The 18099-nt window shown below is 68.9% G+C and carries 18 protein-coding genes; 11 read left to right on the top strand and 7 right to left on the bottom strand.

What is annotated here, in order from left to right; genetic code table 11:
• Positions 1–57: 57 nt before the first annotated feature.
• Complete coding sequence (locus ACYVAG_RS01460; protein ID WP_460765515.1) at positions 58–891, top strand: hypothetical protein; 834 nt, start codon at positions 58–60, stop codon at positions 889–891.
• Between the two features lie 4 nt (positions 892–895).
• Here the strand turns inward: ACYVAG_RS01460 and ACYVAG_RS01455 are convergent, their stop codons facing one another.
• Positions 896–1825: a phosphatidylinositol-specific phospholipase C gene (locus ACYVAG_RS01455; protein WP_460765513.1), complete on the bottom strand. Its 930-nt coding sequence runs from the start codon at positions 1823–1825 to the stop codon at positions 896–898.
• A 117-nt stretch (positions 1826–1942) separates the two neighbouring features.
• Between ACYVAG_RS01455 and ACYVAG_RS01450 the strand changes: the two genes are divergently transcribed.
• Positions 1943–2143, top strand: a complete 201-nt coding sequence (locus ACYVAG_RS01450) for a DUF5302 domain-containing protein (RefSeq protein ID WP_460765511.1) — start codon at positions 1943–1945, stop codon at positions 2141–2143.
• 4 nt (positions 2144–2147) lie between these two features.
• Positions 2148–2618, top strand: coding sequence for a YbaK/EbsC family protein (locus ACYVAG_RS01445; protein ID WP_460765509.1), 471 nt, complete (start codon positions 2148–2150; stop codon positions 2616–2618).
• Positions 2619–2648: 30 nt separating this feature from the next.
• Here ACYVAG_RS01445 and ACYVAG_RS01440 read toward each other — a convergent pair whose 3' ends face one another.
• Positions 2649–2816 (bottom strand): hypothetical protein, encoded by a 168-nt coding sequence (locus ACYVAG_RS01440; RefSeq protein ID WP_460765507.1) that lies wholly within the window; start codon positions 2814–2816, stop codon positions 2649–2651.
• A gap of 156 nt (positions 2817–2972) precedes the next feature.
• Here ACYVAG_RS01440 and ACYVAG_RS01435 point away from each other — a divergent pair, with 156 nt between their 5' ends.
• A complete protein-coding gene (locus tag ACYVAG_RS01435; protein WP_460765505.1) occupies positions 2973–3734 on the top strand; it encodes a sulfite exporter TauE/SafE family protein in 762 nt (253 codons plus the stop codon).
• A gap of 10 nt (positions 3735–3744) precedes the next feature.
• On the opposite strand, the gene ACYVAG_RS01430 is transcribed toward ACYVAG_RS01435, so the two are convergent.
• A complete protein-coding gene (locus tag ACYVAG_RS01430) occupies positions 3745–5064 on the bottom strand; it encodes an MFS transporter (protein WP_460765503.1) in 1320 nt (439 codons plus the stop codon).
• A 129-nt stretch (positions 5065–5193) separates the two neighbouring features.
• On the opposite strand from ACYVAG_RS01430, the gene ACYVAG_RS01425 reads away from it, so the two are divergent.
• Positions 5194–5925 (top strand): AAA family ATPase, encoded by a 732-nt coding sequence (locus tag ACYVAG_RS01425; protein ID WP_460765501.1) that lies wholly within the window; start codon positions 5194–5196, stop codon positions 5923–5925.
• A gap of 61 nt (positions 5926–5986) precedes the next feature.
• Here the strand turns inward: ACYVAG_RS01425 and ACYVAG_RS01420 are convergent, their stop codons facing one another.
• Complete coding sequence (locus ACYVAG_RS01420) at positions 5987–6844, bottom strand: S1 family peptidase (protein ID WP_460765499.1); 858 nt, start codon at positions 6842–6844, stop codon at positions 5987–5989.
• 104 nt (positions 6845–6948) lie between these two features.
• Here ACYVAG_RS01420 and ACYVAG_RS01415 point away from each other — a divergent pair, with 104 nt between their 5' ends.
• The 3 genes from ACYVAG_RS01415 to ACYVAG_RS01405 are packed head-to-tail and all read left to right on the top strand — an operon-like array spanning position 6949 to position 10066.
• Positions 6949–8208 carry an acyl-CoA dehydrogenase family protein gene (locus ACYVAG_RS01415; protein WP_460765497.1) on the top strand — a complete coding sequence of 420 codons (1260 nt, stop codon included), beginning with the start codon at positions 6949–6951 and terminating at the stop codon, positions 8206–8208.
• Positions 8205–8954, top strand: a complete 750-nt coding sequence (locus tag ACYVAG_RS01410) for an SDR family oxidoreductase (protein ID WP_460765496.1) — start codon at positions 8205–8207, stop codon at positions 8952–8954. The genes ACYVAG_RS01415 and ACYVAG_RS01410 overlap by 4 nt, the downstream gene beginning before the upstream one ends.
• Positions 8951–10066, top strand: coding sequence for a phosphotransferase family protein (locus tag ACYVAG_RS01405; RefSeq protein ID WP_460765495.1), 1116 nt, complete (start codon positions 8951–8953; stop codon positions 10064–10066). Before ACYVAG_RS01410 ends, ACYVAG_RS01405 begins: the two co-directional genes overlap by 4 nt.
• A gap of 99 nt (positions 10067–10165) precedes the next feature.
• Here the strand turns inward: ACYVAG_RS01405 and ACYVAG_RS01400 are convergent, their stop codons facing one another.
• Positions 10166–11719: an N-acyl-D-amino-acid deacylase family protein gene (locus ACYVAG_RS01400; RefSeq protein ID WP_460765493.1), complete on the bottom strand. Its 1554-nt coding sequence runs from the start codon at positions 11717–11719 to the stop codon at positions 10166–10168.
• Positions 11720–11751: 32 nt separating this feature from the next.
• Positions 11752–12900 carry an NAD(P)/FAD-dependent oxidoreductase gene (locus ACYVAG_RS01395; protein WP_460765491.1) on the bottom strand — a complete coding sequence of 383 codons (1149 nt, stop codon included), beginning with the start codon at positions 12898–12900 and terminating at the stop codon, positions 11752–11754.
• 130 nt (positions 12901–13030) lie between these two features.
• On the opposite strand from ACYVAG_RS01395, the gene ACYVAG_RS01390 reads away from it, so the two are divergent.
• The 3 genes from ACYVAG_RS01390 (at position 13031) to ACYVAG_RS01380 (ending at position 16285) form a co-directional block, all read left to right on the top strand.
• Positions 13031–13627 (top strand): response regulator transcription factor, encoded by a 597-nt coding sequence (locus ACYVAG_RS01390; RefSeq protein ID WP_460765489.1) that lies wholly within the window; start codon positions 13031–13033, stop codon positions 13625–13627.
• Positions 13628–14010: 383 nt separating this feature from the next.
• Positions 14011–15579 carry a DUF222 domain-containing protein gene (locus ACYVAG_RS01385; protein ID WP_460765487.1) on the top strand — a complete coding sequence of 523 codons (1569 nt, stop codon included), beginning with the start codon at positions 14011–14013 and terminating at the stop codon, positions 15577–15579.
• A gap of 250 nt (positions 15580–15829) precedes the next feature.
• The gene (locus tag ACYVAG_RS01380; protein ID WP_460765485.1) at positions 15830–16285 is read left to right on the top strand and encodes a 2'-5' RNA ligase family protein; all 456 of its coding nucleotides are present in this window, start codon (positions 15830–15832) and stop codon (positions 16283–16285) included.
• Between the two features lie 286 nt (positions 16286–16571).
• On the opposite strand, the gene glnA is transcribed toward ACYVAG_RS01380, so the two are convergent.
• A complete protein-coding gene (gene glnA / locus ACYVAG_RS01375) occupies positions 16572–17993 on the bottom strand; it encodes a type I glutamate--ammonia ligase (RefSeq protein WP_460765483.1) in 1422 nt (473 codons plus the stop codon).
• Between the last annotated feature and the right edge of the window lie 106 nt (positions 17994–18099).

Genomic DNA, 18099 nt, shown 5'->3' with positions numbered 1-18099 from the left:
CTGGGGTTGGATCCGGGGAACGGTTAGGTTAGCCTTACCTCGTCAACGAGGAGGATCATGGACGACTGCACCTGGGGCCACCACTGCGGAGGCGACGGCACGCCGCGCGGAGCGTGCCTGGCGCGCCGCCTCCTGTCGGGAGCCGGTCGCATCGCCCTGTTCGCGTACGCCGATCCCGGGCTCGCGTCGTTGGACCCGCTGGCGCACGTGTGGTCGCCCACGCTGCGGGCCGTGGTCGTCGCGTGCGCACTGCCGGGAGCAGGGCCTGGGCCAGCCGACTGGCCCGTCGACCACGGGCCGGTCGACGTGCGGGTCCAGATCGACAAGATGGCGGTCCTCCCCGATGTGCGGATCCTCGCCGGAACCGCCCACGGGCTGGGGTCGATGCGGCCACTGGGCGATGACGAGCTCGCCGCACTCGACGCGCGGGAACTCGGCCCGCTGGCCGCCGTGGTCGGGGCCCCGGGCGTACGCCTGGTCGCGGTGAGCCTGTCGCGCGTCCTCATGCACGCCGGTGGGCGGGTCGAACCCCACGACGTCGACGTGCTGATGGGGCGGGGAGCGTTCCCCGGCGACGCCGACGAGCTGGCCGTGACCGAGGCCGTCCTCGCCCACGGCGAGGCCGCGCTGGCCAGGCTGGCCGATGCCGTGGCCGACGGCTGGTGGCCGGGGGAGTGGACGCGGGTCGCCGAGGATCGTCCGGAGTGCGGACGGCTGGTGGACCGCGTGTTCCCCGTGGACGTGTCGGCGCACGGCCTGGTCATGCTCGTGACGGCGCAGGCGGGGGCGTGGTTGGTCACCGCCGACTTCATCGAGCCGGTCGGGAGCGTGCGTACGCTGCATCGCGTGCTGGGCCGCATGTTGGCCCAGCCGACGCGGGCGACGCGCTGAGCGGCTAGTTCCAGCGGGCACGACCGAAGTTGCGGGCGCCGATCTGTTCGATCTTCCAGTGCTTGGCGAAGTCGCCCACGACAACGCCCAGACGCTCGCCGCTGCGACGGGGGCGTTCGTCCAGCCAGCTCTTCAGGGCCGGCTCCATCTTCGCGTTGGCGCGCGAGGGATCCAGCAGGGTGCCCCACGATGACGTGAAGGTGACGTAGAGGTCACTCCGCGATCCCTTGGTGGCGGCGAAATCGAGAGCCTTGGTCACACCAGGCCACTTGTTGCGACCCCAGTCGCTGACGGTGTTGATGGAGTAGTTGTCGCACACGTGGGCTGCGGACCAGGCGATTCCCGGGATGCCCGCAGATCGGCTCACGACCACGACCTTGCCGCGCGCCGCGTTCAGGGTGGGGACCGCTGAGCCGGTGCTGAGCATGTTCCGGTAGGGGCGGGTGACCCGGTTCCAGGTCGCTGCCATCTCGGAGCCGGACGTGTCCGACTTCTCCTGCTTCACCGACATGAGGACGGTCTCGGTCGGGTGCTGGTTCAGGAAGTCGCGGCATTGGCGCAGCACCTCCCCCAGGTCCGTCTCCTGGTAGAAATCGCCGTGGTGGATGGGGAAACCGCCGCGATGGTTGCGCACGCGGATGTCGAGGAAACGCACGCCCATGGCGAGCTGTGCAGCCACCCCGACCGTCTGGCAGGCGACATAGCGCCCGCCATGCAGGGCGCACGAGTCGTGGGTGCCCGGGATCGTCAACGAGGCAAGGGATCGGCGGCCGTCGATGCTGGCCATCCACGTCGACCCGGTGACCCCACCGCCACCGCCGGGTTCCCCATCGTTCTTGGAGTTCGTGGCGGCGGCCAGGGGGATGCCTGCGGTCAGGCCGGCGGCGGTGACACCGAGACCACCGAGGAGGACGTTGCGTCGAGAAATGCTCATCCGGCGACGCTAGGCGGGTGACCGGGGCCTCCGACAGCTGTGGCGGCCGGAAGGTTACGGTGCGTGCCCCGCAGGTAACCGGGCTGAAATCCTGAGCCCGGCGTGGGAGAGTGAACCATGAGCAAGGACACGAACGAGAAGCCGGGCGACGAGGCGGTCGACCCGAAGGAGCAGATGCGGCTCGCGCTGGAGCGCAAGAACCAGTCCCAGCACCACAACACAGGTGAGGGCCGCGCGGCCGGCGGCAAGGTCGGCGGCGACGCCCACGGCCCCGCGGCCGGCAAGCGCCAGTTCATGCGGCGCAAGTCCGGAGGCTGAGCGGGTGGGTCTCGAGCAGGCCCGCTCGGCCCTGGCCCAGCACGGGCTCGGCGACCGCGTACGCGAATTCGCGACGTCGAGCGCCACGGTGGAGCTGGCGGCGGCCGCGGTGGGCTGCGAGCCCGCGCGGATCGCGAAGACGCTGTCGTTCTTCGTTGCGGACTCACCCATGCTGGTGGTGTTCGCGGGGGACGCGCGCATCGACAACCGGCGCTGGAAGGAGACCTTCGGCGTCAAGGCGAAGATGATCCCGGCCGAGCTGGTCGAGGGGTTGATCGGTCATGGGGTCGGCGGGGTGTGCCCGTTCGGGGTGCGTGCCGGCGTACCGATCCACCTGGATGCATCCCTGCGGCGGTTCGCGACGGTGTTCCCGGCCGCGGGGTCGCCGAACAGTTGCGTGGAGCTGTCACTCGGGGAACTGGAACTGGCGTCGGGGTCCACCGACTGGGTGGACGTGGCGAAACTGCCGGATTGACCGGGTGGGTGGCGGAGTTGAGCCGCGTAGTCACGGCTGAAGTCCGCCACCCGATCGGTCAGGTCTGGTCCTGCCCTCGCTGTTCCAGGCGCGGCCGCACTTCGTGCACGAGCGGTCGGGGGCGTCGGCCGACACGACGCACGCGCCCATGACCAGACAACCGGTCTGGGCCTCGTCGAAACGCTGGACGGTGGCCATCCCGTACGAGATGGGGATGGAACTCGTCGAACCGCATTCGGGACACTGCGGACTCGCCGCTGCTGGGCGCTCGTGGCCATGTGTCCATGCTGACACTTTGTCGTCGATCCTGCAGGACGACCGACCCAGTTGTGGGTGGAATGACACACTGCCGGGGTGAGCATCCTCGAGCACCTCGTGGTCCTCGGCGCGGGGCTGGGCGCCGGCGTACTGACGTCGACCGTCGGTGTCGCGTCCCTGTTGAGCTTTCCCATCCTCGTCGCGGTGGGACTCCCGCCGGTCGTCGCGAACGCCACCAACACGGTCGGGATCACTCCCGGAGCGCTCAGCGGGTCGTTCGGCTATCGCGCCGAGATCCGGAGCCACCCCAGGGTCGCCGCCATGGTGATCGTCACGTGCGCGGTGGGGTCGGTGCTGGGCGCTGCGTTGCTGCTCCTGTTGCCGGGTGAGGTTTTCGAGGCCATCGTGCCGTGGCTGATCCTCGGCACGTGCGTGCTGGTCGGCGTACAACCGCGGATCTCGGCGTGGCTCAGGGCGCGTACGCCCCACCGGGAGGCGCGGCTCGTGCCTGGCCCGGTGACGACGTTCTTCGCGGCGCTCACGGGGGTGTACGGCGGCTATTTCGGGGCGGGCGCCGGCGTGATGATGTTGGCCGTCCTGGCCCTGGGGCTGGACCTCGACCTCCGCATCGTCAACGCGCTGAAAACCCTTGCAGTGCTCGCATCCAACCTGATCGCCAGCATCATCTTCGTCGTCGCGGCCGACCTCGACTGGGTCGCGGTCGGCCTGCTGGCGGTGGGGTCGGTGATCGGCGGGTACGCGGGGTCGCACCTGGGCCGTCGGCTGCCGCCGGCGCTCCTGCGGGGGCTGATCGTGGTGGCCGGGGTGACCGCTGCCGTGCTGATGCTGGTGCGGTGAGTCGGGGAGGTCAGTCGAGCACCGAGCCTCGGGTCTCCTTGAGGGTCAGCACGGTGACGAAGGCGATCACGGCGGCGCCCGCGACGTACCAGAAGAAGAGGTGGCCCTGGTGGCGGTTCGCGAGGAACTGGATGACCAGCGGAGCGGTGCCGCCGAACAGCGCGACCGTGAGGTTGTACCAGGCGCCGATGCCGAGCCCTCGCAGGTGAGTGGGGAACAGTTCGCTCATCACCGCGGCGCCGATGGAGGACAGCAGCGAATAGAGGAACAGCCCCACGAGGAACACGACGAGCATGTTCACGAAGCCGGGACCGATGAGGCCGGAGAGCGGGACCACGGCGAGCGCGGTGCCGCCTGACCAGACGAGCATCTGCGGCTTGCGCCCGAAGCGGTCCGACAGCGCCCCGAGCGGATATTGGATGAGGACGAACACCAAGGTGGCGGCGGACAGGGCCCAGAACGTCTCGCCGGCACCAGCACCCCGGGTCTTGATCGCATAGGGGGTGACCGCCGAGAAGAAGGTGTAGTAGCAGAGGGTGGACAGCATCGTGAAGCCCACGATCTGGGCGACCTGGCGGGGATGTTCGCGCAGCGTGATGAGCAGGGGCCAGCGCAGGGACGCGGCAACCGCCTTGTTCTCCTCGAATTGCTCGGTCTCGGCCATGTCACGGCGCAGCCACAGCCCGGTGATGCCCAGCAGGGCGCCGATCAGGAAGGGGATGCGCCAGCCCCACGCGGCGAGCTGTTCGGTCGTCAGTGTGCTGGCGAAGCCCGCCCCGAGGAGGGACGCCACCAGGACCGATGATCCTGTGGAGATGTAGAAGAACGCCGAATAGCGACCCCGGCGGTCGGGTGGGGCGATCTCGGCGAGGTAGGCCGACGCATTCGACACCTCGCCGCCCAGCGACATGCCCTGACCGATTCTGGCGACGAGGAGAAGGATCGGCGCGAGCCACCCGACCTGGCCGAACGTGGGCAGCACGGCGATCAGCAGCGAGCCCCCCGCCATCAGCAGGATCGTGAGCATCATGGCCTGCTTGCGGCCGCGGAGGTCGGCGTACCGGCCCAGGACGAACCCTCCGAGCGGACGGAAGAAGAAGGCGAGGGCGTACGTGATGAAGGTGCCGAGCAGGGCTGCCGCCTCGTTCTCCTTCGGGAAGATCTGGGTGGCGAAGTAGATCGAGAACGTGGCGTAGACGGTCCAGTCGTACCACTCGACCGCATTGCCGACCGACGCCGCGACCAGCGTGCGGATGGGGAGGCGATGGGGCCCATCCTCACGAGGACGGCTTGCTTGGGAGAGGGGCGGCACGTGCGCTTCGGTTGTCACTGCTCATTCCTTCGGATCATCCAACGTGGTCCCCGCAACGTACGCACGTCATGTTGCGGATGCGTTTCAGTGCCGTTGCCGGATGCGCACACATGCGGGGCGAAAATGACCAGCGCCTATCCTGAACACGTGGAGGACTGGATGGTGCGGCGACCTGTGCGACGCGTGTTCGCGCGCCCGGACGTGAGCGTCGGGAATCACTGGCCCCACACGATTCCTGCCGTACGCCAGCTCCTCACCGAGGGGCTCGACCTCGGGTCTGCGACTGTGCTCGTGGGTGACAACGGCACCGGCAAGTCGACGGTCGTCGAGGCGCTGGCGGGGGCGTACGGGTTGAATGTGGAGGGTGGGTCGACCGGCGCCATGCACCGCACGCGCGAGACCGAGTCGTCGCTGGCCGGCGATCTTGTGGCCGAGCGCGGTGCGGGGGCGGGGCGCGGCGGCTTCTTCCTGCGGGCCGAGACAATGCACAGCTTCTACAGCTATCTCGAGGATGCCGGCATCGCGTCCTTCCACGCACGCAGCCATGGTGAGTCGTTCCTCGACGTGATCGAGGCGAGGTGCTTCTGGCGTGGTGAGCCGCAACCGGGCCTCTATCTCTTTGACGAGGTCGAATCGGCGCTGTCGTTCGGCTCGTCGCTGCGGGTGCTCGCGACGCTGATCGAGCTGCTGGAGACCGACGGCGTGCAGGTCGTGCTGGCCACCCACTCGCCGGTGCTCGCCGCGTTGCCCGGCGCGCGGATCCTGGAGTTCGGGCCGGACGGGTACGCGGACGCCGTGTGGGATGACCTCGAACTCGTCGTCAGCGAGAGGCACTTCCTGCGCGACCCGCGCGCCTTCCTGCGTCACCTGCAGGAGTAAGGAAAGCGAAGCGCCCGCCCTCCGAGGGGGACGGGGCGCCGCGTACAGGTTGATCTGTCGGTCAGGGCTTCACGCCGAAGGTGGCCAGCCAGTCCTGGGAGGCCGCGATGTCGACGCGCTGGTAGCCGCCGAGGTATCGGCAGTTCTGGGTGTAGCCGTACGACGTGACCGCGACGATCTCGCCGTTGAGGAAGACGGGGCCGCCCGAGTCACCGAAGCAGGTGCCGCCGGTGCCGCGCGTGTCCTTCTCGTTTCCGTTGGTCTGCAGGATCTGCGGGGTCAGCTTCTGGCCCGGCATGTCCACATAGCGGCGCACCAGCGGATAGGACATGGGCTGGGGCTTCTGCGGGCCGGACTCGGGCTTACGCACCTCGGTGCCGTAGCCGACGGCGCGGAACAGCGTCTTCGACAGGTCGGCCGACTTGATCTGGTCGAGCGTGCCGAGTTCGGCGATGCTGGCCGGCTGGATGTTGGTGATGGGCTCGTCCAGGACGATGACGCCGAGGTCGTTCCAGTTGGCGCGGTCGGTGAAGTCCGAATAGTCCGGGTGGGTGTAGGCGGTGCCCGACGCGTAGCCGGCCGCCTTGAGCTCCGCCGAGGTGTAGCCCACGGTCGGGTCCGCCGCCAGCGGCAGCGGCGAGGGGGCCGTCTCCGCGAGGTTCCAGTCGAAGGTGACGGCGGTCTTGCCGAGCGTGCCCTCGGTGCAGTGGGCAGCGGTCAGCAGGACGGTCGGGGAGACGAGCGTGGCGGTGCAGCGGTAGCGGCCGGTGCTGTCGTAGAAGGCGATCAGACCGACGTTCGAGTATGTGTTGGTGGAGTCCACGGTGCCGCCGGTGCTCGCGTGGGCGGGCGCTCCGGCCAGGGACAGGCCCAGGACGGTGGCGAGGGCCACCAGCAGATGAGTGATGCGGTTTCGCATGGGCAACCTTTCGGGGGAAAGCGTGTGATGCACGACACAACCACAGGGTGAGCGAGCGTGACAAGGGTCTCCTTCGACTCGCGTGCGGCGCTAACGTCAGCGTCATGGACTTCTCCCCGTCTCCCCGCGCCGCCGAGCTCACCGCGGCGGTCACCGCGTTCATCACCGAACACATCGTGCCGATCGAGCACGATTACCACCGGGAGGTCGCATCAGCGCGGGCCGCCGGCCGCGACCCGTGGGAGCCGCTGCCCGTGCTGGAGGGGCTGCGGTCGAAAGCCCGCGACGCGGGCCTGTGGAACCTGTTCCTGCCCGCCGGTCACGAGGGGGCGTACGCGGAACGCTTCGGGACGCGGGGTGGGGCGGGGTTGTCGAACGTGGACTACGCGCCGGTCGCCGAGGCGATGGGACGCTCGCTGATGGCGCCGTATGTGTTCAACTGCAACGCGCCCGACACCGGCAACGCCGAGGTCCTGTTGAAGTATGGCTCGGCCGAGCAGCAGGCCCGGTGGCTCGACCCTCTTCTGGCCGGTCGCATCCGCAGCGCGTTCTGCATGACCGAGCCGGGCGTCGCGTCGTCGGACGCCACGACCATGGAACTCACGGCAGCCGTCAACGGCGACGGCATCGTGCTGAACGGGCGCAAGTGGTGGTCGACGGGCGTCGGTCACCCCGACTGCGCGTTCTTCATCGTCATGGGCGTCACCGACCCCGAGGCCGATCCCCACCGCCGCCACTCGATGGTGTTGGTGCCGCGGGATGCCGACGGCGTACGTATCGAGGGATTGCTTGACACCATGGGATTCCAGGACGAACCGTACGGCCACGGCGAGGTCTCGTTCACCGATGTACGCGTGCCCCGGTCGAGCGTGGTCGCCGGCGAGGGCCGGGCGTTCGAGATCGCCCAGGGGCGGCTGGGGCCGGGACGGGTGCACCACTGCATGAGGCTCATCGGACTGGCCGAACACGCGCTGGAGCTGGCCTGCCGGCGGGGGCTGGAGCGCGTCGCGTTCGGGAAGCCGCTGGTCGACCTGGGCGGCAACCGCGAGCGCATCGCCGAAGCGCGGATCGCCATCGACTCGATGCGGCTGCTGGTGTTGAACACCGCCTGGAAGCTCGACCAGGGCGGGGCGAAGGCCGCGCTGTCGGAGGTCGCCCAGATCAAGGTCGGTGTGCCGTCGATGGCCCAGCGGGTCATCGACTTCGCGATGCAGATCCACGGCGGGGCAGGGCTTTCCGGTGATCTTCCGCTGGCGGCGGCGTGGACGGCGGCGCGGGCCGTGCGCCTGGCCGACGGCCCGGACGAGGTGCACCGGGCGACGGTGGCGCGGATCGAACTCGCCAAGCATGGGGCCCGACGATGAGCCGCGGCGCCATCGTCATCACCGGCGCCAGCTCGGGGCTGGGGGCGGAGATGGCGCGCCAGTTCGCGGGGCTGGGCTATGACCTCGGGTTGGCGGCGCGGCGGGTCGACCGGCTGGAGGAACTGCGCGACGAGATCGTGGGGATGCGTGGTGGCACGCGCGTTGAGCTGGCGACGTTGGACGTGGCCGATGCCGGGTCGGTGCATGGGGTCGTCCGCGACCTCGACGCGCGACTGGGCGGCATCGACCGCTTCATCGCGAACGCCGGTGTCGGGTCGGGTGCGGCGCTCGGCACGGGCGGCTGGGAGGCGAACCTCGCGTGTGCGCAGACCAACTTCGTGGGCGCCCTCGCCCAGGCTGACGCGGCCATGGAACTGTTCCGTGCCAGGAAACGCGGCCACCTGGTGATGGTGTCGTCGATGTCGGCGCTGCGGGGCATGCGGCGATCGATGACGACGTACGCGGCCACCAAGGCGGGGGTGGCGGCGATCGCCGAGGGGCTCCGGGCGGAGCAGATCTCCGGGATCGACGTGTCGGTGGTCTATCCGGGCTACATCGCGTCGGAGATGACGGCCCACCTGGGGCGGCGGGCGAAGTTCCTCGTCGACACGCCTGTCGGCGTCCGCGCCATGGTGGAGGCGATCGAGAAGCGGCGGGCGGTCGCGTACGTGCCGGCGTGGCCATGGGTGCCGATCGGCGTCGCGATGAAGACGCTCCCGCTGTCGGTGGTGCGGAGGATGACGTGAACCCCGGGTCGGGGGCCCGGCGCGACGCGGGGATCGAGGGGCCGCGCGGGGCGCGGGAGGTGCGGGCCGAGGACGCGTTCGACGTCGGGGCGCTGGCGGAGTGGCTGCGGTCGCATGCGGACGCCGGCCTGAGTCCTGCTCTGGAAGGGATCCCCGAGGTTCGGCAGTTCTCGGGTGGGGCCTCGAACCTGACCTATCTGCTGCGCTATCCGAGTGGCACCGACCTGATCCTGCGTCGGCCGCCGGCGGGGGCGGCGTCGGGCCACGACATGGCGCGGGAATACGTGGTCCAGAGCAGGCTGAGGCCGGCGTACGCCCTGGTGCCGGCGACGGTGGCCCTGTGTGAGGACCCGGACGTGATCGGGCGGCCGTTCTATGTGATGGAGCGGGTGGCGGGATTCATTCCCCGCAAGGAGTTCCCGCCCGAGGTCCCCCAGGATCGCGAATCGGTCGCGACGCTGTGTCGACGCGTCGTCGACCTGCTGGTGGAGCTGCACGGGGTCGACATCGAGGCGGCGGGGCTGGGGGAGTTCCACCGCGGTGACGGCTATGTCGCACGGCAGGTGGCGGGCTGGTCGGCCCGCTATCGGGCGGCGCGGACACCGAACGTGCCGACGTTCTCGAAGGTGATCGCGTGGCTGGAGGCGAACCAGCCGCCCGACCGAGGGGCAGTGCTGATCCACAACGACTTCCGGTTCGACAACATCGTGCTGGATGCGGAGGACCCGACGACGCCCATTGCCCTGCTGGACTGGGAGATGGCGACGATCGGGGACCCGCTGATGGATCTGGGCGGCGCCCTCGCGTACTGGGTGGAGGCGGGCGACGGGTTCGTGTTCCGGCAGTTCCGGAGGCAGCCGACGCACGTGGCGGGGATGATGACGCGGGCCGAGGTGGTGGAGCACTACTGCGCGCAGACCGGCATCGCGCTGACGCACGAGGAATGGGCGTTCTATGAGGTGTTCGGGCTGTTCCGGTTGGCGGGGATCTGCCAACAGATCTATCACCGCTTCTATCACCGGAAGACGACCAACCCGGCGTTCCGGGGCCTGGGGTTCGCGGTGTGGATGCTGGAGTTGAGGTGTCGGAGGATCATGCGGCGGGCGGGATGAGGCAGTGGGTGGAACTTTTCGCTCATCAGTGACGATCTCGATGCCTTCAGGGGGTCCGAGATGGGCACTGATGAGCGATGTGTCACACCCTCGGCTCGATCAGCGCAGCACGCGCCCGTGCCTGCTCTCGCTCTCCCCGCCGAAGGCCACCTCGCCCCCGATCCACACCCGCTCGACCCCTTCGGCCAGCTGCCAGGGGTCGGTGAACGTGGATCGGTCGGCGATGCGATCGGGATCGAAGAGCACCAGATCGGCGATGGCGCCCTCGGCGATGACGCCACGGTCGCCCGTGTTCAGCCGTGAGGCGGGCAGTGAGGTCATGCGGCGGATCGCCTCGGTCAGCGTCAGGAGGCCGCGCTCGCGGACGAAGTGACCCAGCACGCGGGCGAAGGTCCCGAAGCTGCGGGGGTGGGGCAGGCCCTGTCCCTCGGTCTTCAGCACGGACCCGTCCGAGGCGACCGACACCCAGGGATGCGTCAGCGCCAGGTCGAGGTCGGCCGGATCCATGGCGTGGTTGATGATCGCGACGGTCGCCCGGTGTTCGCGCAGGACGTCGAGCGCGACCGTGGCGGGGTCGGACCCCGTCTCCTCGGCGATGTCGGTCAGTGATCGCCCGATCATCGGCGTGTAGGGACCTTCCGGCAGGCGGGCCAGGACGATGCCGGACGGATCGATCTCCCCTCCGAAGCGGGTTTCGAGCGCCGATGCCATGCGTGCGGTCGTGTCGGGATCCGCGAGGCGCTCCAGCAGGGCGGGTGCGCCGCCGTCCAGTGCCCAGCCCGGCAGGCGCGAGTTGAGCGTCGTCGAGGAAGCCGTGTAGGGGTAGACATCGGCGGCCACGTCGAGCCCTTCCGCACGGGCGGCGTCGATGCGCTCGAGGATGCCGCGCACCTGGCCGTGGTTGGCCGGTCCCATCGCCTTGATGTGGGAGATCTCGAGGCGTACGCCGGTCACGCGTGCGGTCTCGATGGCCTCGTCGACCGACTGCAGCACGTCGTTGGTCTCGTTGCGCATGTGGGTGGAATACAGCAGGCCGCGCCTCGCGACGACGGCCGCGAGCGCCTGCACCTCGTCGGGGCGCGCGTACGACCCCGGCGCGTAGATGAGCCCGGTGGAGAACCCGATCGCGCCCTGGTCGGCCGCACGGTCGAGCAGCGCACACATCTGATCCAGTTCGGCTTCGGTCGGCGGCCGCTGCTCGTGGCCCATGACCGCGATGCGCAGGGCGCCGTGGCCGACCTGCAGGCCGAGGTTCACCCCCGGCGGCAGGGCGTCCATGCGCTCGGCATAGCCCGCGAGGTCGGTCCAGCTCCAGTCCATCTCGGGGCGCTGGAAGGACGAGCCGTCCCGCAGGGCCGCCAGATCGGCGACCGGGAACGGCGACAGGCCGCAGTTGCCCGTCACCAGGGTGGTGACGCCCTGCGCGAGCTGGGTGATCGCGGCGGGACCGTCCTGGATCGAGAAGTCGGCGTGGGAGTGCAGGTCGATGAAGCCGGGCGCGAGGACGAGCCCGCGGCCGTCGATCGCGTCGGGACCGTCGATCGGTTGTGCCGCGATCTCGGCCACGCGGCCGTCCCGCACGCGGACGTGCGCGGGTCGGGGTGCGGCACCGGTCCCGTCGATGAGGACGACGTCGTTGATGACGGTTTCCATGGTTCCCCTTCTGGCCGGGCCTTCAGAATCAGTCACTGCTTACGCCTCCTGCGGGTCAGTGTGAGGGAGAACCTGTCGGGGGAGAGCCTGGGGTCGTACGCGCGGGTGCCGTCGGTGAGGTCGCGCCCCACCAGGGCTGCGGTGATGGGGGCCAGGACGAGGCCCCACATGCCGTGGCCGGCGGCGATGACCAGGTTGTCCACGGACGCCGGTCGGCCGATCACGGGGGCGCCGTCGCTGGTGGTCGGCCGGTCTCCGCGCCAGACCTCGACCTCGCGGTCCCAGGCGAGCCCGGGCAGCTCGGTGCGGGCCGCGTCGCGGATGGCGTCGACGCGGGCCCCCTGGATGCCGGCGCGTCCGCCGAGGTCGAGGGTCCCGCAGACGCGTACGCGATCGCGGAAGGGAGTCACGACCACCTTGGCCTGCGTGAGTCGCACCGGACGCTCCGGATCGTCCCTGCCGCGCTCGAGATCGATGACATAGCCGGCGGCTCCCTGCAGGGGGATGCGTACGCCCGCCTGCGCGGCCAGGGGCTTCGCATCCATGCCGGCGGCGAGCACGACGGTCGCCGGTGTGAGTTGCTCGCCGTCGACCTCGACGGAGGCGATGGAGCCGTCGACCACGTGGATCCCTTGGACAGTTGCGTTCCAGCGGATCTCGGCGCCGGCAGCCTTGGCGTCTGCGAGAAGGGCGGTGACGTAATCGAGCGTGTTGCAGGTCGCGTCGTCGGGGTTGATGACCTCGCGTCCGTCGGGGAGGCGGTCGACCGAACCGGTACGCCGGCAACTGGTGTCCAGCCCCTCGTCGACCAACTGCAGGTGGAGCGCCAGGCTGTCGTGGGCCATCGTGCGCAACAGCTGCGTCAGCGCGGCCGACTTCTTCGGGCGGGACGCCCAGACGAACGAGGCCAGCCACGGCACGAGCGCCGGACGAGGATGGAGTCGGAACGGACCCGCGGCGTCGAGGAGGTGGCGCAGCCCCAGCCTGACATTGCGCGGGTTCGCCATGGCTTCCACGTGGTCGGGTGAGAGGAGTCCGGCGTTGGCATAGGAGCAGCCGGCGCCGGGACCGGCACCGGCGTCGACGATGAGGACGTCGTGGCCGGCCCGCGCCAGGCGCTGGGCGATGGTGGCGCCCACCGCGCCGGCGCCGATGACCAGGATGCGTTCGGACGTCGTCATGGCGCCTTTCCGTTTGCGGCTGGATTCCCGTTGTTGCTGGAATGCTAGGGAGTGGCTGTGTCCGCGAGATCCTCCTCGGAGGATGAACTTTGCCCGGCTGGACGGCTCGCACTGGTGGTAGTTTGCGATGGTGGTGATCCGCATCCGCGTGCTGCTGGTCGAGGACCACCCTGTGGTTCGATTGGGCATCCGCTCGGCGCTCGAGTCCGCCCACGACGTCACCGTGGTGGCGGAGTGCGCCACCTATGAGTGCGGCCTGAAGCATGCCCTGACCTCGGCGCCTGATGTGGTGGTCCTGCCGCTGCGCCTGGAGGGGGCCCTGCTGGGCATCGACCTGTGCCGAGAGGTGTCGGGGCTCAGCCCGCGGCCGCGCGTACTGATCTACACCGCCACCGATGACCCCGACGATGCGAGCAATCTCTATCTGGCGGGGGCCGACAGCTTCCTGCACAAGGGAGCCAGCGTGGGGATGCTGGTCGAGGCCGTACGCCGCACCGCAGCGGGCGAGCGGGTGTGGCGGACGAGTCGACCGCAACCCACGGTCGAGGAGGTCGATCGCAAGCACCTGCTGACGCCGCGGGAGCGGGAGATCCTTGGGCTGATGCTCGAGCGGCTGACGAACCAGGAGATCGCTGCGGCGTTGGTGCTCGGGCTGCCGACGGTGAAGACGCACGTGGGCAATGTGTTGGCGAAGCTGGGGCTGCGGCGACGGCAGGATCTGTTCTAGGCGGTGAGGGCTGGGCGAGTCGAAGCCACTCCGGGTGTGACGCTGGCTGAGCGAGGAACGAGTCGAAGCCGCTCTGGGTCGCGTTGGCTGGGCGAGGGACGAGTCGAAGCCGCTCTGGAGGTCACGTTGGCTGGGCGAGGGACGAGTCGAAGCCGCTCTGGAGGTCACGTTGGCTGAGCGAGGAACGAGTCGAAGCCGCTCTGGAGGCCACCCGGAGGAACACGCTGGCTGAGCGACGCAGGAGTCGAAGCCAACCCTGCGCGATCGCCTTCCGCGCAAGCAAAAAATTGTTCGAGATTCTTTTCGGAAGACCCCGTTCTGGGCCCGAAATTGTCAGACCCCCTTCCTAGGCTGGAACCATCACCACACCCCAGGGGGAAACCATGGACGGTCTCACCGAACACCTTGTTGCGAAGGGAAAACCCAACCGCACCGCGGTCATCCTCGGCCTCAAAGACGCCGCCGACCGGCAACGCCAGGCCGAGATCGACCAGATCTCGTTGATCGCTGCCGCAGCAAGGGCGTACTCGTGGATCGACGAACCCTTGTCCGACAACGATTCCGCACCATCGGTGCTTCACGGCGAACGGCTGATGGTTCTCGGCGGTGATGGTACGCCGGAGGTCGCCGAGTTCTGTTCGTTGGAGGTGGGTCCGGCGTTGGGCATCTCGCCAAACGCGGCGGCCCAGCTCATTGCCGACGTCCTTGACCTGCGCCACCGCCACCCCCAACTGTGGGCACTGGTGATCGGCGGCTACGTCCGCGTCTTCGCCGCCCGGAAGGTCGCCCAACTCACCCGCTCGCGTGAACTCACCCACGAGATGGCGGGGGAGGTCGACCGGAAGCTCACGCCGTTCGCGCCGCAGTACACCGTCACGCGGCTGCTGAGCCAGGCCGAACTGTTGTGTGATGTGGTCGACCCCGAGGGTGCCGAGGAACGTCGGAAGGCCGCACTCGAGCGGCGGTTCGTCAACGTGCGTGCTGGTGAAGCGGGGACCGCGCTGGTCACGGGCCAGGTCGATGGCCCCGCCGGGCTTCGGCTCGATCAGACCGTCACTCAGCTCGCGGGCATCCTCCGTGACGCCGGACACCGGGACTCGGCCGACGGTGATGGCACGGTTGTCGATGGGGCGGAGGTCGACCGGTTGGACGAGCAGTTCGCCGTGCTGCGCGCCCAAGCGCTCGAACTCCTGGCCGACCCGGCCCGGGCGGGACGCGTCCTTGGCGCAGGATCCCTCGACCTCGACGGCACTGACGAGACCGAGACGTCGTCGGGATTGCCGTCGCGCAAGGACCTCCTCGAGCTCGTCGTCCACATCCGGCCCGACGAGGTCGACCGCGGTGCGGGCGGTGAGGTCACCGGCCTCGGGTCGGTCGCCCGATCCCAGCTCGACGCGCTCCTCGCCGACGCCGCGCAGGTCACTGTCCGGCCGGTCCTGGATCCGGAGGTGCCCCACGTGACCGTCGTCTACGAGCCGACCGAGGCGCAGCGGCGGGAGGTGCTGCTGCGGGAGGAGTACGAGGCGTTCCCGTTCTCCACAAGGCGTTCGGCGGGCAAGTGGATCGATCTGGATCACATCGTGGAGTTCCCGCTCGGCTCGACCTGCACGACGAACCTGACGCCGCTGTCGAAGCGGGTCCACCGGGCCAAGACGTTCGGCGGGTTCACCTCCACGCCGGTCCGGCCGGGCGTGAAGCACTGGAAGACCCCGACCGGGCAGGAGTTCTGGACCACGCCCCACGGCACCTACAGCCGGAACCCCGACACCGACCTGGTCATCGACCCGACAGGGACGAAACGACGCATCCGGCAGGCCACCCGACGAGCCGCCGAACTTGCCGAAAAACACACCCAACAACGGATCCGCGCCGAAGCAGGAGCCGCCGCGGCGAAGGTGTTCGCCCAAATGAACCCCGCCCTCATCCCCCTGATGGAGGAGATCGCCGCCTGACACCGGGCCAATCCGACGTAGCGAGCAGCCACGGCCTGGAACCCGCACCATTCCCCACGCTGACCGACCCGCCGGAGGAACCGGCCCGGCGGGCGCGAAGCATGCCCATACCCGCTCACCATGGCGGTCGCGCGAGAGTGCCCCCGCCCCATCCCACTGTTCGGCAGAAGTGGTCGAACCGGTCGTGGACGTCCGGCCACATCGCTTATCTCCTTGACCATGACGGGCGGTCGAGATTCACTGATGTCGCATGAGCACCTCTGGGCCGACGGAGTCATCGCTGCTGCTGGTGATCGCCGAAGCGGAGGCATCAGTCAGGGAGCACCGCGCGAAGTACGACCTCGCTGCTCGGGTGGGGGTGCCCGCGCACATCACCGTGGCCTACCCCTTCGAGCCGGCCGAGGAGATCGACACGGACGACCTCGCATGCCTTCAAGAGATCTCCGGCGGCACCGCCCCGTTTGACATCGAGTTGACGAGAACCGGCTGGTTCGGAGGCGACGTGCTCTTCCTCGCGCCAACGGCTTCCGAACCCATCGTGAGCCTCACGCGTCGCGTGGAGGCCGCATTCCCGCAATTCCCGATCTACGGCGGTGCTTTCGAGAACATCCAGCCGCATCTGACGATCGGACACCATGGTGGTGAGGCCACACTGCGCCAGATCGAAACCGACTCAGTCCGCGCCTGCCCATCCGTCATCACGTGACCTGCATCGAGTTGTGGGCAGGCCCTGCACTGTCGACGCAGGAGCCAGGGTGGCGGCGGATCGAGTCGTTCCTGCTCCTCGGTTGATGGCGTACCAGAAGAAGAACACCCCGGGTCGCCACCTTGCGGTGACGGCCCGGGGTTTCGACTCGCTTCGCTCGCTCAGCCAACGTGGAGTGAGTTCCCTCAGCCAACGTGGAGTGAGTTCCCTCGGCCAACGTTGAGCGAGTTCGCTCAGTCAACGTGGAGCGGTGATCGCTCAGCCATCACGGGAACGAGCGTACGGATCACATGTCGTAGTACATCTCGAACTCGTGCGGGTGCGGACGCATGCGTACGGCCTGCACGTCCTCGCGCTTGAGGTCGACCCACGTCTCGATCAGGTCGGAGGTGAACACGTCGCCCGCGAGCAGGAACTCGTGGTCGGCCTCGAGGTTGTCGAGCACGGCCTCGAGGGTCGGCGGCACGGTGCGGATGTCCTCGTACTCGGCCGGCGGCAGCTCGTAGAGGTCCTTGTCGATCGGCTCCGGCGGCTCGATCTTGTTCTGGATGCCGTCCAGGCCGGCGAGCAGCATCGCCGAGAACGCCAGGTAGGGGTTCGACGACGGGTCGGGGCAGCGGAACTCGACGCGCTTGGCCTTCGGGTTCGACCCCGTGATCGGGATGCGGATGCAGGCCGAGCGGTTGCGCGAGCTGTAGACCAGGTTGACCGGAGCCTCGAAGCCCGGGACCAGGCGGTGGTAGGAGTTCACCGTCGGGTTGGTGAACGCCAGCAGCGACGGCGCGTGCTTCAGCAGGCCGCCGATGTAGTGGCGCGCCATCTCGGAGAGTCCCGCGTACCCGCCCTCGTCATGGAACAGCGGCGTGCCCTCGTTCCAGATGGAGCTGTGGACGTGCATGCCGGAGCCGTTGTCGCCGAAGATCGGCTTCGGCATGAAGGTGGCCGTCTTGCCGTTGGCCCATGCCGTGTTCTTCACGATGTACTTGAACTTCATGACATCGTCGGCGGCCTTCATCAGCGTGTCGAAGCGCCAGTTGATCTCGGCCTGGCCGGCGGTGCCGACCTCGTGGTGGGCGCGCTCGACCGAGAGGCCGAGGTTCTCCATGTGGCGGACGATGTCGTCGCGCAGGTCACCGAAGTGGTCGGTCGGGGCGACGGGGAAATAACCGCCCTTGTACTTGACCTTGTAGCCGCGGTTGCCGCCCTCCTCCTCGCGACCGGTGTTCCAGGCGCCGGCGACCGAGTCGATGTGGTAGTAACCCGCGTTCTGCTTGGTCTCGAAGCGCACGTCGTCGAAGACGTAGAACTCGGCCTCGGGCGCGAAGTACGCGGTGTCACCGATGCCGGTCGACGCCATGTACGCCTCCGCCTTGCGCGCGATGTTGCGCGGGTCGCGGCTGTAGGCCTCCTTCGTCAGCGGATCGTGGACGAAGAAGTTCACACACAGCGTCTTCGACTTGCGGAACGGGTCGATGTACGCGGTGGTCGGGTCGGGCAGGAGCGCCATGTCCGACTCGTGGATCTTCTGGAAGCCACGCACCGAGGAGCCGTCGAAGCTCAGGCCGTCCTCGAACACCGACTCGTCGAACGCGCGGGCCGGCACGGTGAAGTGCTGCATCACGCCGGGCAGGTCGCAGAACCGGACGTCTACGGTCTCGACGTTCTCGTCCTTCAGGTAGGCCAGCAGGTCTTCGGCACCCTGGAACATGTTTCCTCCATGTGTGGTTGGTTACGTCGTCGACCCTACGGGGTCTCGATTTCCGGATCTTTGCGCCCGTGTTTCGGGCTTGTTACATGGCTTCTCGTAGGATCGC

Source organism: Mariniluteicoccus flavus, from assembly GCF_054776655.1.
This window is presented reverse-complemented; position numbering and strand designations above follow the sequence as displayed.